At 62.5% G+C, this 14,395-nt stretch carries 13 protein-coding genes; 3 read left to right on the forward strand and 10 right to left on the reverse strand.

Going from position 1 to position 14,395, the window contains the following annotated elements:
* Nucleotides 1-65: 65 nt before the first annotated feature.
* Nucleotides 66-968 (reverse strand): DMT family transporter, encoded by a 903-nt coding sequence (locus AB7933_RS28325; protein WP_041161020.1) that lies wholly within the window; start codon nt 966-968, stop codon nt 66-68.
* Between the two features lie 138 nt (nt 969-1,106).
* Between AB7933_RS28325 and AB7933_RS28330 the strand changes: the two genes are divergently transcribed.
* Nucleotides 1,107-1,982 (forward strand): helix-turn-helix domain-containing protein, encoded by an 876-nt coding sequence (locus AB7933_RS28330; RefSeq protein ID WP_024077344.1) that lies wholly within the window; start codon nt 1,107-1,109, stop codon nt 1,980-1,982.
* Here AB7933_RS28330 and AB7933_RS28335 read toward each other — a convergent pair.
* The 8 genes from AB7933_RS28335 to AB7933_RS28370 all read right to left on the reverse strand — a co-directional run bounded on the left by AB7933_RS28335 (nt 1,979) and on the right by AB7933_RS28370 (nt 12,336).
* Complete coding sequence (locus tag AB7933_RS28335) at nt 1,979-4,486, reverse strand: LuxR C-terminal-related transcriptional regulator (RefSeq protein ID WP_024077345.1); 2,508 nt, start codon at nt 4,484-4,486, stop codon at nt 1,979-1,981. The two genes, AB7933_RS28330 and AB7933_RS28335, sit on opposite strands and share 4 nt — an antisense overlap.
* 226 nt (nt 4,487-4,712) lie before the next feature.
* Entirely contained in the window at nt 4,713-6,080 is a 1,368-nt protein-coding gene (locus AB7933_RS28340) for a DUF1329 domain-containing protein (protein ID WP_024077346.1), read from the reverse strand.
* A 24-nt stretch (nt 6,081-6,104) separates the two neighbouring features.
* Nucleotides 6,105-7,871: a DUF1302 domain-containing protein gene (locus AB7933_RS28345; RefSeq protein ID WP_024077347.1), complete on the reverse strand. Its 1,767-nt coding sequence runs from the start codon at nt 7,869-7,871 to the stop codon at nt 6,105-6,107.
* Between the two features lie 519 nt (nt 7,872-8,390).
* Nucleotides 8,391-9,302, reverse strand: a complete 912-nt coding sequence (locus AB7933_RS28350) for an SDR family oxidoreductase (protein WP_024077348.1) — start codon at nt 9,300-9,302, stop codon at nt 8,391-8,393.
* 136 nt (nt 9,303-9,438) lie between these two features.
* The gene (locus AB7933_RS28355) at nt 9,439-10,341 is read right to left on the reverse strand and encodes an alpha/beta fold hydrolase (protein WP_024077349.1); all 903 of its coding nucleotides are present in this window, start codon (nt 10,339-10,341) and stop codon (nt 9,439-9,441) included.
* On the reverse strand, nt 10,341-11,123 hold the full coding sequence (locus AB7933_RS28360) for a class II aldolase/adducin family protein (RefSeq protein ID WP_024077350.1): 783 nt from the start codon (nt 11,121-11,123) through the stop codon (nt 10,341-10,343). The genes AB7933_RS28355 and AB7933_RS28360 overlap by 1 nt, the downstream gene beginning before the upstream one ends.
* Nucleotides 11,124-11,273: 150 nt before the next feature.
* Nucleotides 11,274-11,960 (reverse strand): LrgB family protein, encoded by a 687-nt coding sequence (locus tag AB7933_RS28365; RefSeq protein ID WP_024077351.1) that lies wholly within the window; start codon nt 11,958-11,960, stop codon nt 11,274-11,276.
* Entirely contained in the window at nt 11,950-12,336 is a 387-nt protein-coding gene (locus AB7933_RS28370; RefSeq protein ID WP_024077352.1) for a CidA/LrgA family protein, read from the reverse strand. Before AB7933_RS28370 ends, AB7933_RS28365 begins: the two co-directional genes overlap by 11 nt.
* Nucleotides 12,337-12,435: 99 nt before the next feature.
* Between AB7933_RS28370 and AB7933_RS28375 the strand changes: the two genes are divergently transcribed.
* Complete coding sequence (locus AB7933_RS28375; RefSeq protein ID WP_024077353.1) at nt 12,436-13,332, forward strand: LysR family transcriptional regulator; 897 nt, start codon at nt 12,436-12,438, stop codon at nt 13,330-13,332.
* Here the strand turns inward: AB7933_RS28375 and AB7933_RS28380 are convergent.
* The gene (locus tag AB7933_RS28380) at nt 13,313-13,768 is read right to left on the reverse strand and encodes a flavodoxin (RefSeq protein WP_024077354.1); all 456 of its coding nucleotides are present in this window, start codon (nt 13,766-13,768) and stop codon (nt 13,313-13,315) included. The genes AB7933_RS28375 and AB7933_RS28380 overlap by 20 nt on opposite strands.
* A gap of 129 nt (nt 13,769-13,897) precedes the next feature.
* Between AB7933_RS28380 and AB7933_RS28385 the strand changes: the two genes are divergently transcribed.
* Entirely contained in the window at nt 13,898-14,365 is a 468-nt protein-coding gene (locus AB7933_RS28385; RefSeq protein ID WP_024077355.1) for a PAS domain-containing protein, read from the forward strand.
* The last annotated feature ends 30 nt before the right edge of the window (nt 14,366-14,395 follow it).

Genomic DNA, 14,395 nt, shown 5'->3' on the forward strand with positions numbered 1-14,395 from the left:
AAAAGCCTTCACTGACTGGCATTGTGGCAAGCCCGCTCGCCACGTTAGCGGGACCGCCTACATTGTTAGACGGCGTTCGCCTTGAGGGCAGGGCTCACAGGCCTGGGCTTACGGAACACCAGCACATTCCCCAGCATCACCAGCACCAACCCCGCCAACGCCGGCACGGTCCACTGATACCCCTCGGCAAAGGCCGACACATTCAGCGCCACCACCGGGAACAACACCGTGCAATACGCCGCACGCTCCGGCCCCATGCGCCCCACCAACGTGAGATAGGCGGTAAAGCCGATCACCGACCCTGGGATCACCAGGTACCACAACGCGCCGATATACCGCGCACTCCAGTCCATTTCGAACGGAATGCCGCGCACCAGGCAGTAGGTCGCCAGCATCAAAGAACCATACAACATGCCCCAGGCATTGGTGGTCAACGGCCTGAGCCCGGCCTTCTGTTGCAGGCTCGACAGCATATTGCCGGCCGAGAAACACATCGTGCCGAGCAGCGCCAGGCCCAGGCCAAGCAATGTCTGTGGGCTGGCGGTATGCCCCACCAGTTCCGGCCAGAACAACAGGCCCAGCCCCAGCAAGCCAAGGGCACCGCCCATCAAGACATTGCGCGCCACGCGCTGGCCAAAGAACACCCGGGCATTCAGGGCGTTCCACAGCGTAGCCGTGGAAAACACCACCGCCACCAACCCGCTGGGGATCCATTGGCTGGCGGTCAGGAAACACATGAAGTTGACGCAAAAAAGGCACAGCCCCTGGGCCAGGCAGATCACGTGCCCGCGCCGGTTCATCACCTGCAACTTACGGCTGAGCAGCAACAGGGCAAACAGCACCAGCGCCGCCAGGCCGAAGCGATAGACGATCGACACGGGGATCGCGACAACGCCCAATTGCCACTTGAGGGCGATCCAGGTGGTACCCCAGATCAGCACGGTGAGTAAATACAGGAAAAGGTTCATGGCGGGCTCCGGTGGTTGAGCCACAGTGTCACCTTCAACCACGCACGGGCACTTGCACAATCTTGCGCTTTTGTCGGCCCGAGTGATCACAGCGCCAGCCCGGCGGAGTAGGATGCAAGGCGTCGGAGAGTACACACCATGCCAGCACTGGAATCCCTGCACGTCTTTCAAGCCCTCAACCGCTCGCCCAACGCACGCCTCGAAGCCTGCGCCGAGCTGGGTGACGGCGTGTCTGCGGCCCTGTGGAGCAACCATCACGACGCCCAGGACTACCAGGCGCCCAGTCATCACACACTGTCCTGCTACATCGGCGGCGGCACTGGCACCTTTCGCCGCGAGCAGCCGGGCACCAAGGGTGGGCCGGACAAGTTGTGCATCCTGCCGGCTGAGCACCAGTCGGCCTGGGTGATCAATGGTGAAATTCGCCTGGCCCATGTGTATTTCAGCCCGGAGCAATTTGCCCTCGGCTGCGTCACCCTGCTTGACCGCGAACCGCGCACATTGCAATTGCGGGAAAGCACCTTTCTCGAAGACCCCAGCCAGGCCCGGCGCTTTCACCAGTTGATTGCCCTCAACTGGCAAGAGCCTGCCGAGCGCCTGCTGACCAGCAGCCTGGCCCATGAAATGCTCAGCCACACCCTGCTCAGCCAGGTCGGCGTGCGCGATGGGCTGCACTTGAAGGGCGGCCTGGCGGCCCACCTGCGCCGACGCCTGGTGGAATACATCGAGCACCACCTGGAAGACCCGATCAGTCTCGGCCAATTGGCCGGGATGTGCGCCCTGTCGGAATATCACTTCGCGCGGATGTTTCGCCAAAGCTTCGGCTTGCCGCCCCATCAATACCTGCTGGCACGCCGCCTGGCCCGTGCGCAAACCCTGTTGCGCGGCGCCAGCCTGCCCCTGGGCGAAATTGCCTTGGCGTGCGGGTTCTCCAGCGCCAGCCACTTCACCCACCGCTTTCGCCAGGCCCTGGGCGCGACACCCGGGGAATATCGCCAGGCGTTCTGCGCCTAGGCCATCAAGCCCAACGTCTTGGCCTTGGCCACCGCCTGGGTGCGCCGCTCCACCCCCAGCTTGCTGTGGATACGCCGCGCGTGGGTCTTGACGGTATGCAGGGAGATAAACAGCCGATCGGCAATTTCCAGGTTGGAATTGCCCAGGGCGATCAGTTGCAATACTTCCAGTTCGCGCTGGCTCAGGGGGTTGTCCGTCGCGCTCGTCGCAGATGCCTGTGGCTCCAGGCCCAGTTCACTGAGCAGGCCGGGCGAACGCAAACGCAGTTCACGGATCGCCTGCTGCACCTGGCAGCGCGCCGCCAGCTCCAGGCCCGCCTGCAACGAGCGACGGGCCAACGCCCCGTCACCGAGTTGCCAGGCCACCTCCCCCAACACCAGCTGCAATTCGGTTTCCAGGCACAGCATGCCGCGTTGTCGGGTGGTCTCCAGCAATGCATTGAGCCGCGCGACCGGTTGGTCGGCACCGCCCAGTTTCACTTCCGCCAGCACCAACAGGTATTCCAGGCGCGGGATCAATTCCAGGGTGGCCGGCGGTGCCTGCTTGGCATTCGGCCCGCGGAAGTGACGCAGCACACGGCGCACCGCTTGCGCCGTCAACTCGGCGCGGCCCTGCTGCAACCAGAAATGCCCGCTGACCAATAGCAACACCGCGCGATACACCGTGTCCGGTACCTGGCGTTGTTGCATCAGGCGCTCAGCATCGCGCAGCTGGATAAAGGCCTGGGCGTAATCGCCGCGGTTGGCCGCCAGCAGCGCCAGGCCGAGGAAGCCGTACAACACGCGCTTGTCCTGGCTGTGCAGGCACATCGTCAAGCCTGTCTCGAAGCACTCGGCCGCCAACGCGTCCTGCCCCTGGCGCAACGCCAGGTGCCCACGGCGCAACGCGATGCGCCCCACCAACGGCCCAGCCTTGAGGTGTTGCTGCAGCAACATTGCCTGCACGCTCTCCAACAGGCTCTGCGCCCGGTACGGTGCACCGCGCTGTTCCAGCAACTGGGCGTGATCCAGCTCCAACAGCGCCTCCAGCAACAACGAGCCATGGGCGCGGGCCAGGCACAGCGCTTCGCGATTCAGGGCCTGGGCCACGTCCAGCTCGCCGCGCAGCAAGGCTTGCTGGGTCAACCCCGACAGGCACATCAGGCGCGATGTCCATGCACTGTCGGGCAAGGCTTGCAGCGCCTCGAGGAAATGCTCGCGGGAGCGTTCGGCATCGCCCCCCAGGTGCAACAACCAACCCCATTGCGCCTGCCAGCGCGCCAGCAAGTGCCGCTGCGCCGCCGCCGTGGGTTGCGGGGCGAAACGCGCCAGTTGATCGATGCATAACGCCGCCTGGTCGAAACGCCCGGCAAACAGCAACGCCGCCGTGACCAGCCCCACCAATTGCGCGGAACACAGCATCAGTTCATCGCCATGCTGCTCATGCAGGCGCAACAGCAGCACGGCGTTCTGTTGGCGGAACAGGTCTTCGAAACTGAAGTGCTGCAACAGGCTGACCGCCACTTCGTACTCTTCGGCCAACAGCGCCTGTTCGAAGGCAGCTTGCCAGTCGCTCTGGGCGCTGAACCACTGACAGGCGCGCCGGTGCCAGGAGCGCTTGGCCGGCCAGGGCTCATCACGCAGCAATCGCGCCAGCGGCGCAAACACCTGCAGCCAGTCGGTGGCATCTTCACAGGGCTGGATAAACGCGCCGAGGGCCTGCAATTCGCACAGGTAGTGCGCGCCATCACCAAAGCCGAACAGGTGCTCACACAAACTCACATTGAAGCGCGGCAGATGGGCCAGCACGCGCCAGGCTTCGGCCAGTTCCGCCGGCAAGGTGCTGAACAGTTCGTGTTGCAGGTAATCGAGCAAGGTCTTGTCGGGATGACCGTCGCCCAGCAGCGCGATACGCACCCCGGCGCACCAGCCGGCGCTGAAGTGCAGCACGTTCTCGAGCGTCTGGTCGGGCGCCTGGCTGAGCAGTTGCTGGATCTCCTCGGCGTTGAACCCCAACTCGGCACCGCTGCATTCCAACAGTTCATCATCGAGCAGCAGCCGGGGCCAGTTGCACACCGGACGCCGCCGCGCGCCCAGCCACCAGGTCAGCGCCGGGCTACTGGCACTGAGCAGGCGGTCGAGCAAGGCGTCCAGTTCGGGGGCGGGCAGGCGGCAGAAATCATCCAGGAACAGCCACGCGGGCGTCTGCCAGCGGCTGAGGTCCAGCAGTAGCGTGGCTTCGTCGGTAAACCCCAGGCCAAGGTTTTGCGCCAGGCGCTGGCAGAGTTCGATGGGGCTGAGCACGACACCATTGAGCGCCATCCAGTAAACCTGGCACCCCGCCGGCGCCTGCAACGCGCACTCGGCGAACAGCGCGCTCTTGCCACTGCCACCCGGCGCACACAACAACTTGACCCGAACCTGCGCCGCCAGCAACGGCTCGGCCAGGCGTGGACGCAACAGATGGTGGGCGGACAGCCGTGGCATGAATCCAGGACGGTCCAGGCAGCGTGTCATGGCGGTCATTGCTGCATCCTGCGTTTTTATTGTTATGCAACTTGATCCCTACCCTAGTCCTGTGGGCGGCGGTTGTTGAAGAAGTATTCAGCACACTGATTAATAGCCATGCACAAAACCCAATGTGGGAGGGGGCTTGCCCCCGATAGCGGAGTGTCAGCTACAGATAGCTGACTGATACACCGCCATCGGGGGCAAGCCCCCTCCCACATTGGGATTGCATTTCAAACAGGCATCAGCGCACGCCTTCAGACCTCAAGGCCGCCGGTGTGTAATCCGCCGCCTTCGCCGCGAAGCCGAACACGAAGCTGCTCTTCTCCTCGTTCTTCATGCCCAGGGCGATGTAGCGCCCGGCGATGATGTCGTACAGGGTTTCCACGGTGTACGCCGGCACCTGATGGTCGTAGTAGAACTGCGCATGCCCCTCGGCGACGCGCCACAACTGGCCACGGCCGTCGTAGTGATCCACCAGCGCCACCTGCCAGCTGTCTTCGTCGATGTACATGTGGCGCTTGGCATAGATGTGCCGCTCGCTCGGCTTGACGGTGCCGACCACTTCCCACACACGGTGCAGCTCATAGCGGGTCAGGTCCTGGTTGATATGCCCGGCCTTGATGATGTCGTCGTACTTGAGGGTCGGCGAATCGAGCTTGTAGCTGTTGTAGGGGATATACATCTCTTTCTTGCCCACCAGTTTCCAGTCATAGCGGTCGGGGGCGCCGGAGAACATGTCGAAGTTGTCGGTGGTGCGCAGGCCGTCCGACGCCGTGCCCGGACCGTCATAGGACACTTGCGGCGCACGCCGCACACGGCGCTGGCCGGCGTTGTAGATCCAGGCCAGGCGCGGCTCCTTCACTTGGTCGAGGGTCTCGTGCACCAGCAGCACGTTGCCCGCCAACCGCGCCGGCGCCGTCACCGATTGCTTGAAGAAACTCAGTACGTTGGCCGCCTTGGCCGCGTCGATATCCGGGATCGCCTGGGGCACCGCCACTTCTTCCTCGAAGCGGATTGGCGTGTAGCTGCCGTTGGTCTGCGGGGTGGCCTGGGTGATGATGCGTCGCAGGTTACCGCCGTGGTAACGGGTGATGTGGTTCCACAGCACCTCCACGCCATTCTTCGGAATCGGGAAGGCGTAGTAACGGTTACCGGTGAAGTTTTCCAGGCCGTTGCCGTCGTTGATCGCATGCACGTTCAGCGCGCTGCGCTTGATCGACTCGTAGATGTCCGGCGGCAGGTTCACCGTGCGGTGGCTGGGGTACACCGGGATCTTGTAAGTCTCGGGGTAGCGCTTGAACATCGCCACCTGGCCATCGGAGAGTTTGTCCTTGTACTTGTCCACCGTCGCGGCGGTGATCACGAACAGCGGTTTTTCGTTGGCGAACGGGTCGGCGAGGAAGCCTTTGCTGTCCACGGCACCGGCGTTTTTCGGGATACCGCCGGTCCAGGCCGGGATCGAGCCGTCGGCATTACCGGCTTTTTCCGCGCCGACGGGGGTAAGCGTGGTGCCGAGCTTGGCGGCTTCCTCGGGCGATACCGCGGCCATCACGTTGGCGGCCAGCAGACTGAGGGCCAATACGCCACATTGCAGAATCATCTTGCGCATAAAGTCGTCCTTATCAAACCGTGATCAGAAGTTCGCGCCGACGCTGAGGGCGAGGAAGTCGCGGTCGGTCAGGGTGTTGTAGTGGCCACCGAAAAAGTCGGTGTAGCTCAGGCTGGCGGTGTAGGTGTTGCGGTAGTCGGCATCGACCCCAATGCTGACCGCCTTGGCCCCTTCGTTGAACAAGCCGTTGGGGCCATAACCCTTGACGTCATGGGACCACGACAGGTTGGGCTTGAGGTTGACCCCGGCGAACACGTTGCTGTAGTCAAGGATCGCGCGGGCGCGGTAGCCCCAAGAGGTCGCGGTGACAAAGCCATCATGATCGCCCTGGTAGCCGTAGACGCCGTAGACCGAGTCACGGCCATAACGCAGCTTGCTCTTGGCTTCCAGGCCCGCCACGTAGGTGACGCCGGCTTCGCCCACCAGCGTCAGGCGATCGGCGCCCATCACTTGGTCGAAGAACTGCGTCAATGTGGTTTGCGCCTGGGTGACTTGCTTGCGGCGGTAACCGGTGTTGTCTGCACCCGCCGAGGAACTGATCACCGAGGTGCCGGGAGCGGCCGGGTTGACCAGGGCCAGGGTCAGGTCGGTGGTGTTCAACTGCACCGGTGCATTCGGCCGGTAGCTGATCTCACCACTCCAGGCGGTGCCGGTGGGCAAGGTGGTCGAGAAGCTGGCGCCGTAGAGCCGAATGTCTTCCGGGTATTCGAGGTAGTACTGGCCACGGCCAAGCATCACGCTTGAAGCCAGCGAAGGACGTAGCGCGCCCGGCACCAGAGGCAGCATGCCGCCCAAAGCAGTAAGCGTGCTCTGCCCTGCACTGGTGGTGCCGACGGTCGGCGTACGGCTGTGGTAGTTCATGAAGTACACCGCGTACTCGGTGTCGTCCCCCAGCCAACGCAATGCAGCGCCCCATTGGCCGCTGTCCCGGGCATCGCGGTCCTTGCCGCGTTGCACCACGATGCCTTCCTGCGTCACCTGGTAGCCTTGCCCGAACGCATTGGCCAGCGGCTGGAAGCCCGCCGCCGCCGCGCTGCCGACGGTGTAGTTGTTGTTGCAGCCGTGGGCCACCACATCGTTGCCAAAGAAGGTGCCGCAGTTATCCACCACGGTGTTTTCCCAGTTCAACTGGTAGAAACCTTCCACCGTCAATTGGTTGGTCAGGCTTTGGGAGGCGAACAGCATGTTCACCGGGATCAGCCCTTCCTTGATCTCCGCACCGGGGCGGCGGAAGGCCGAGACGTCGATGGGGTTGATGCTGTTGATGGAGTTGCCGATAAAGGTGCTCTCACCCCAGCTGACCACCTGCTTGCCCACGCGCACGTTGCCCGGCAGGTCGCCGATGGAATAGTTGTGATAGACGAACGCGTCCAGCAGCTCGTAGCCGGAAGAACGTGCGCCTTCGTCGCGATGGTGGTTACTGATCTGCTTGAACTCACGGTCTTCATCCTGCAGCTCGAAGTCGTACCAGTACTTGCCGCGCACGAACACACCGCTGTCGCCGTACTTGAGCTCCAGGTCATGAATGCCCTTGAAGATTTTCGAGAAGGTCTCGCCCTTCTTGAAGTTCAACCGTCCGTCATCCCCGGTCGACGCCTGGCCGGTACCGCCGTTGGCCACGCCCACCAGCTTCTTGTCGGCATCGCGCATGCCCCAGCTGGCGCCGACCGACAGTGAGGAATCGAATTGCCCTTCGATCTCGCCAATATTGAACGAAACAGCCTGTGCCTGGGCGCAGCAGCCCAGTGCAACCGCTGCAGCCAGCGCCTGTGGCGTGAAGATGGCGCGCATTGTTGTTTTTGTCATGCGTCTTCCCCGGTGAGTGACAGAAGGCCTCACCCTACTGCCGCCCAACGGGAGCGATAAGCGCACCAAGGAGGTATTCGTGTTGTCGCTCGAAAGGATGAATGGGCGCTCTGGCCGGGGTTTGGGCGGGGCCATGGATTGGATGGATGGCGGGTTATCAGGGGAATGGATGGGCGGCTTGGCGGCAGGACGGGCACCGCGAAGGTACTGTTGCTGATTCAGTAACAGTCCTTGTCACGAAGCGGGATTACTCATTTTGTTACAAGCGACTATTCTTACCTGGCTTTCAGGGCAAACAGCCCACTCCCGCAACCGGGAGACAAGCCAGACTTCGATAGATTGGTGCCTGTTTTCAATCTGTTACCGCTGTTCACTGACGTTGATTTATCGCTCCTTGATCCAACGTCTTACTTCGGCCGCTGCTTTGCAGCGGCCTTTTTTATGCCCGCAATAAAACGGGGCGCCCTCAGCGCCCCGTAGTATTTAATAACGATCACGTAATGATCAAAGGCTGAATTTCTGCAAATTGGCCATCATCTCCTTCAACGCCTCGATATTGTCCTTGGGGTGAGCGGCGCCTTCGAAGTCACAGATCTGCTGCCAGTGCGCGGCCACATCGTCCGGCGAGAACCCGGCCTCCGGGTCGAAGCCCACACCCAGGCTGCGCTCCCAGCGGGTCTTGCCGATCCAGCCGCCGCCGACTTCGAACAGCCCGGCGGTTTCCTGGCACGCCTCGCTGCCCAGGTACACCACCAGTGGGCTGACCAGTTCCGGCTTGAGACGCTCGAATACCTGCGGCGGGATCAAGCCTTCAGTCATGCGCGTGCCGCCGGTGGGCGCGATGGCATTGACCAGGATGTTGTTCTTGCGGCCTTCCAGGGCCAGGGTACGGGTCAGGCCATACAGGCCAAGCTTGGCCATGCCGTAGTTGGACTGGCCGAAATTGCCGTAGATGCCTGAGGTGGACGCCGTAAAGATCACCCGGCCATAGCTTTGCTCACGCAGATGAGGCCAGGCGGCGCGAGTGACTTTATAGGCGCCTTCGACATGCACGCGGTAAACCAGGTCCCAGTCGCTGTCGTCCATCTTGTGGAAGGTTTTGTCGCGCAGGATGCCCGCGTTATTGACCACCACGTCGACACGGCCGAAGACGTCCAAGGCGTTCTGGACGATTTTCTCGCCGTCGGTGACGGAATCATGGTTGGCTTCGGCAATGCCGCCAGCGTCGCGAATCTCGGCCACCACGCGGTCGGCCGCTGATGCGTTCGCCCCCTCGCCCTGGGTGGAACCGCCGAGGTCGTTGACCAGCACCCTGGCTCCGTGCCGCGCGAACAGCAGTGCATGGGCACGGCCCAACCCGCCGCCGGCGCCGGTGACGATCACGACCTTATCCTGGAACTGCACTGACTGACTCATACCAAACTCCAATGGGGACAATGGGAATGGGTCGAGTGTCAGGCACCGCGCTTGCAGTCACAATAAATACAGCCACGGCTGAATGGTGCGCGATAAGGCAGCAGGATGATCACCCGCCTACAAGGGGAAGCACCTCTCAGGAATAAGCCCTGCGCGGCGCCACTTGCCCAATCCGCTCGCGAAAGGCCAGATAATGCTTGAGCACCTGCACCGGCGCCTCGATCTGCGGGTAGTGGCCGATATTGGCCAACAATACCGTGTCGGCGTGGGGCACCAATTGCTGGTAGCGCTCGACCATGTGGGCTCCGGAGATCGGATCGATTTCACCATCGATCACGCGCAACGGCACCTCGCCGCGCTGCATCGCCTCCACCCACCGCTCACGCAGGCGCCGACGCTGGGGAATGTAGGCGATCAACTTGTGCAGGATGCGCGGGCCGTCGTTGCAGTTGATCAAGCTCCAGAAATCATCGAGGGCGCTTTCGCTGGGGAGGGTGTCGGGGCCGAAAATCTGGTTGAAGCTGTCGGACAAGGCGCTGCGCCCGAACGCGCGGCCGATCATCCAGCCCACGGGGCTGAGCAACAGTTTCTGTACCAGCGCAGCGCGATGGGTTTCGGGGAACAACCCGCCGTTGAGAAACACACAACTGGCCATCTGAAACCGGCCTTCGTAGTGCCGCGCCAGCAACTCCTGGGCGACGCTGTCACCGTAGTCATGGGCCAACACGTGCACCGGCTGCCGCACGCCCAGGTGTTCGAGCAGCGCCTGTTGCACATCCGCCTGTTCCAACAGGCAATAGGTGTGGTCCAGCGGCTTGGCTGAATCGCCAAACCCGAGCATGTCGCAGGCGATCACCAGGTTACGCTGGGCCAGGGGCTGCCACAGGTAATGCCAGTCCCAACTGGCGGTCGGGAAGCCATGGATCAATAGCAACGGCTCGCCCTGCCCGGCCACCCAGTAACGAAGGGTACGGCCGCGAAAGACGAAATCCTGGCCACGCTTGCGCCAGGCTCTGAGCGGGATCTCGGCGAGTGGCATCAGCTTTTATACCCGGGGTCTTGAAGCTCGAGTTTGCGCAGCAGCGCCGGCCAGGCCAGCGCGCCTCCCATGCCTTGGGCACTCTTTGTGACCGCCGCCGCCATTGCCTTGGCACCGGCAAGGATCTGCGGCGCGATGGTAATCAGTTCAGCCCCGCCATTTTGCGCCAGCACCTGGATATCGCAGGCGCGCTGGAAGATGAACATCATCAGGAAGGTATCGGCGATGGTGCCGCCACACGTCAACAGACCGTGGTTGTGCAGCATCAGGAAGTTGTTTTCACCGAGGTCCGCCTGCAAGCGGGCCTTTTCCTCATGGTTCAGCGCCACGCCTTCGTAGGCGTGATAGGCCAGGCTCGACAGCACGAACAGTGACTGCTGGCTGATTGGCAATACGCCCTGCTTTTGCGCGGCCACCGCGACACCGGCGGCCGTGTGGGTATGCAGCACGCAGACCACGTCATGGCGCACTTCGTGGATCGCGCTGTGGATGGTGTAGCCCGCCGGGTTGATCTCGTAGGGACTGTCCATCCGTTTGTTACCGGCCTGATCGACCTTGACCAGGCTCGAAGCAGTGATCTCGTGGAACATCAGCCCGTACGGGTTGATCAGGAAATCGTCGGTACCCGGCACCTTGGCCGAGATATGGGTGAAGACCAGGTCATCCCAACCATGCATCGCCACCAGGCGGTAGCAGGCGGCCAGGTCGACACGGGTTTGCCATTCGACGGCACTGACCTGGTCTTTGACGTTCTGTGGCAATGGTGCAGGGGCTAGGCTCACGGCAATGACCTCCTTGACACGTTTTTTATTATTTTTCTTGAGTGAAGGGCCAGTCTAGTCAGACCTCATGGCTGCCGTAGTTGCCTTGGCAGCCAGCTTGATGACCGAACGAGTCAGCACAGAGAATAGTTGAACTTTGTTTAATTGGCGTCAGAGAAGCGCCGCCAATAAAGGCGCGGCGAACAGGTTGAGCAACCCTGTCAACACCATCACCAGCCCCGCGACAGAGCCCTCTTCGCCGCCCACTTCATGGGCCCGGCTGACGCCCGCACCATGGGCGCCCACGCCAAATAACGCGCCGCGCGCCAGCGGTGTACGCAGCGGCAGCCACTTGAGCAACACGCCGCCGAGCATGGCGCCGAACACGCCGGTGAGCATCACGAACACCGCCGTCAGTTCCGGTACGCCGCCCAGGTCGGACGACACGGGCATGGCAAACGGTGTGGTGATGGAGCGCGGCACCAGGGACATTGTCACAGCGCTGTCCAGCGCCAGCGCTTTGGCCAGGCCGAACGAGGTGCCGATCGACGCCGCGCTGCCCGCGACCATGCCCAGCAACAGCGCCGGCCAATGCCGCGCCAGCAAGCGCCGCTGCTGCCAGATCGGCACGGCGAACGCCACGGTAACCGGGCCCAGCACCGCCATCAGCCAGTGGGTGTCGGTCGCGTATTCGGCGTAGGCGGTTTTCAGCGGTACGGCCACCGCCAGCAGCAGCACTGGCACCAGAATCAGCGGCGACAACAGGTAGCGGCCGGTTCGCCGGTAAATCCAGCGACTGAAAACATAGGTGCCCAGGGTCAAGGCCAGCCAGAACACCGGCATCAGTTCAAGCTTCATGGCGCAGCCTCCAACGGCACACCCATTCCACGGTGAACGCCGTGACCAGCATCACCGCCAAGGTGCTCAGGCCAATGACCAACAAGATGCGCCAGCCTTCGTTGCGCAGCAGACCACCGTAGTCCAGCAGGCTCATCAAGGCCGGAATAAAGAACAGCAGCATCTCGGCCATCAACACGCCGGCACCCAATTGCAGGGCTGCCGGCTTGACCAGGCCCGTGGCGAAGGTCGCCAGCAACAGGCCCAGGCCAACCACGCCGCCGGGGACTGGCCACGCCAGCCAGACGGCCAACTGGGTGCCCAGCAGGTAAATGGCCAGCAGCACGACCAGTTCGGTGAGTAAACGGCTGAAATGTTTGAAGCGGAAACGTTTCATGGGCTTTGGATCCTCGCAGGCCTCCATTTTAGAGAAGCTTCCCCCATCCCCACAGCGAATTGTTAGACTGCCAGCCATTCCAAACTGGAATCATGACTGATGGAATTCAAACAGCTGCGCAGCTTTGTCGAAGTGATCCACCGGGGTGGTTTTACCCAGGCCGGGAAAACCCTGCATATCAGCCAGTCGGCCGTCAGCAAGCAGGTCGCGCAATTGGAACAAAGCCTCGGCACGCCGCTGCTGGACCGCATCGGCTCGCAGATCCGCCTGACCGCCGCCGGCCAGGTGGTGCTGCAACGTGCCGAAGCGATGCTGCGCCTGCAAACCGAGCTGCTCAGCGAGCTGGACGACATGCACCAACTGACCCGTGGCGAACTGCGCCTGGGCCTGCCGCTGCTGGGGGGCGATACGCTGTTCGCCGGACTGTTTGCCGAGTACCGGCGGCGTTATCCGAACGTGACGATCCAGTTGCTGGAGGGCGGCAGTCGCAATATCGAGCAGGCGATCCTCAATGGTGAACTGGAAGTCGGCGGGAGCTTGAAGCCCAATGACCCGGCATTCGCCTGGCAGGCTTTCTGCGATGAACCGCTGGACGCGTTGCTGCCGATTGATCATCCCCTGGCGGAAAACGCCCAGGTACGCCTGGAGGAACTGGCCGACACGCCGTTCCTGATGTACCAGCGCAGCTTTGTGCTCAACGACCGACTGATGCAGGCGTGCCGGCAACTGGGTTTTACCCCGAAGGAAATCGGCCGCAGCGGCCAGGCAGATTTTCTCGCGGCGCTGGTCGCCGCTGGCCAAGGAGTGGTGTTGTTGCCCAGCGTGGTCGCCCGTGGACTGGTGCGACCGGGGGTGGTACGCCTGACGCTCAAGGCGCCGGACTACCTACGCTGGGACATTGCCTTTATCTGGCGCGAGGGCGCCTATCTTTCGAGAGCCGCGCAGGCCTGGCTGGCATTGCTGCGCGAATTCCCGGTCAACCGCGCAGTGCAGTGACCAGCTCGGTCAGCCATGGCTCGGCGTCGGTTTCGGGGGTGACGCTTTCGCTGGCGTCCAGGCGCAACATCGGCAGCACCTCACGCAGGCCCAGTTCGGCGAACAACTCGCGCATTTGCTCGCCGCCACCACAGAAGGTGTCGCCGTAGCTGGCGTCACCCAGGCCGATCACCGCACCGGGCAAGCCACGCCAGGCAGCGGGCAACTGGTCGCGAATAGTCGAGTACAGTGGTTGCAGGTTGTCAGGCAGCTCGCCCATGCCGGTGGTGGAGGTCACCGCCAGAAACGCCTCAGGGGCAAATGCCTGCACGTCCGCCAGGGTGGCGCGCGGGTTGTGCCAGGCTTCGAAACCGGCCGCGTTGAGGATGCCGGCGGCGTGGCGGGCGACTTCTTCAGCCGTGCCGTACACCGAGCCGGAAAGGATGGCGACTTTCATCAATCTGATCCTGTGGTTGAGCGAAAGCCTGGGATATTAGCAGCTGGCGCAAAATTTTCGGCGCACGCCGTGCAACATTCAAGGCATGTCATAAACTGCCAGTTCCACCCACAAGCCATGGACCGCTCAATGATTAACGCCCGACTGATGCAAATGGTGATCAACGCTTCCAACGACGGCATCGTTGTCGCGGAGCGTGAAGGCAAGGACAAGCCACTTATCTACGTCAACCCGGCATTCGAACGCCTGACCGGCTACACCCTGGATGAAATCCTCTATCAGGACTGCCGCTTCCTGCAATCGGGCGACCGCGACCAACCGGCCCTGATAGCCATCCGCGATGCCCTGGAACAGGGCGGTACCTGCCGCGAAATCCTGCGCAACTACCGCAAGGACGGCAGCCACTTCTGGAACGAACTGTCGTTGTCGACGGTGTACAACGAGGCCGACAAGCAGACGTATTTCGTCGGTGTGCAAAAGGACGTGACCCTCCAGGTCAAGGCCCAGCAGCGCGTCGCGCAATTGGAAGCCGAACTGGCCAGCGTCAAGGCCGAGCTGGCGGCGCTCAAGGCGACGAGCGGATCTAACAAAATTTAGAAAATACGGTCATTAAAGCGGATAATGGCA

It is taken from the genome of Pseudomonas gorinensis, from assembly GCF_042015035.1.
In the GTDB taxonomy this organism is placed as follows: domain Bacteria; phylum Pseudomonadota; class Gammaproteobacteria; order Pseudomonadales; family Pseudomonadaceae; genus Aquipseudomonas; species Aquipseudomonas gorinensis.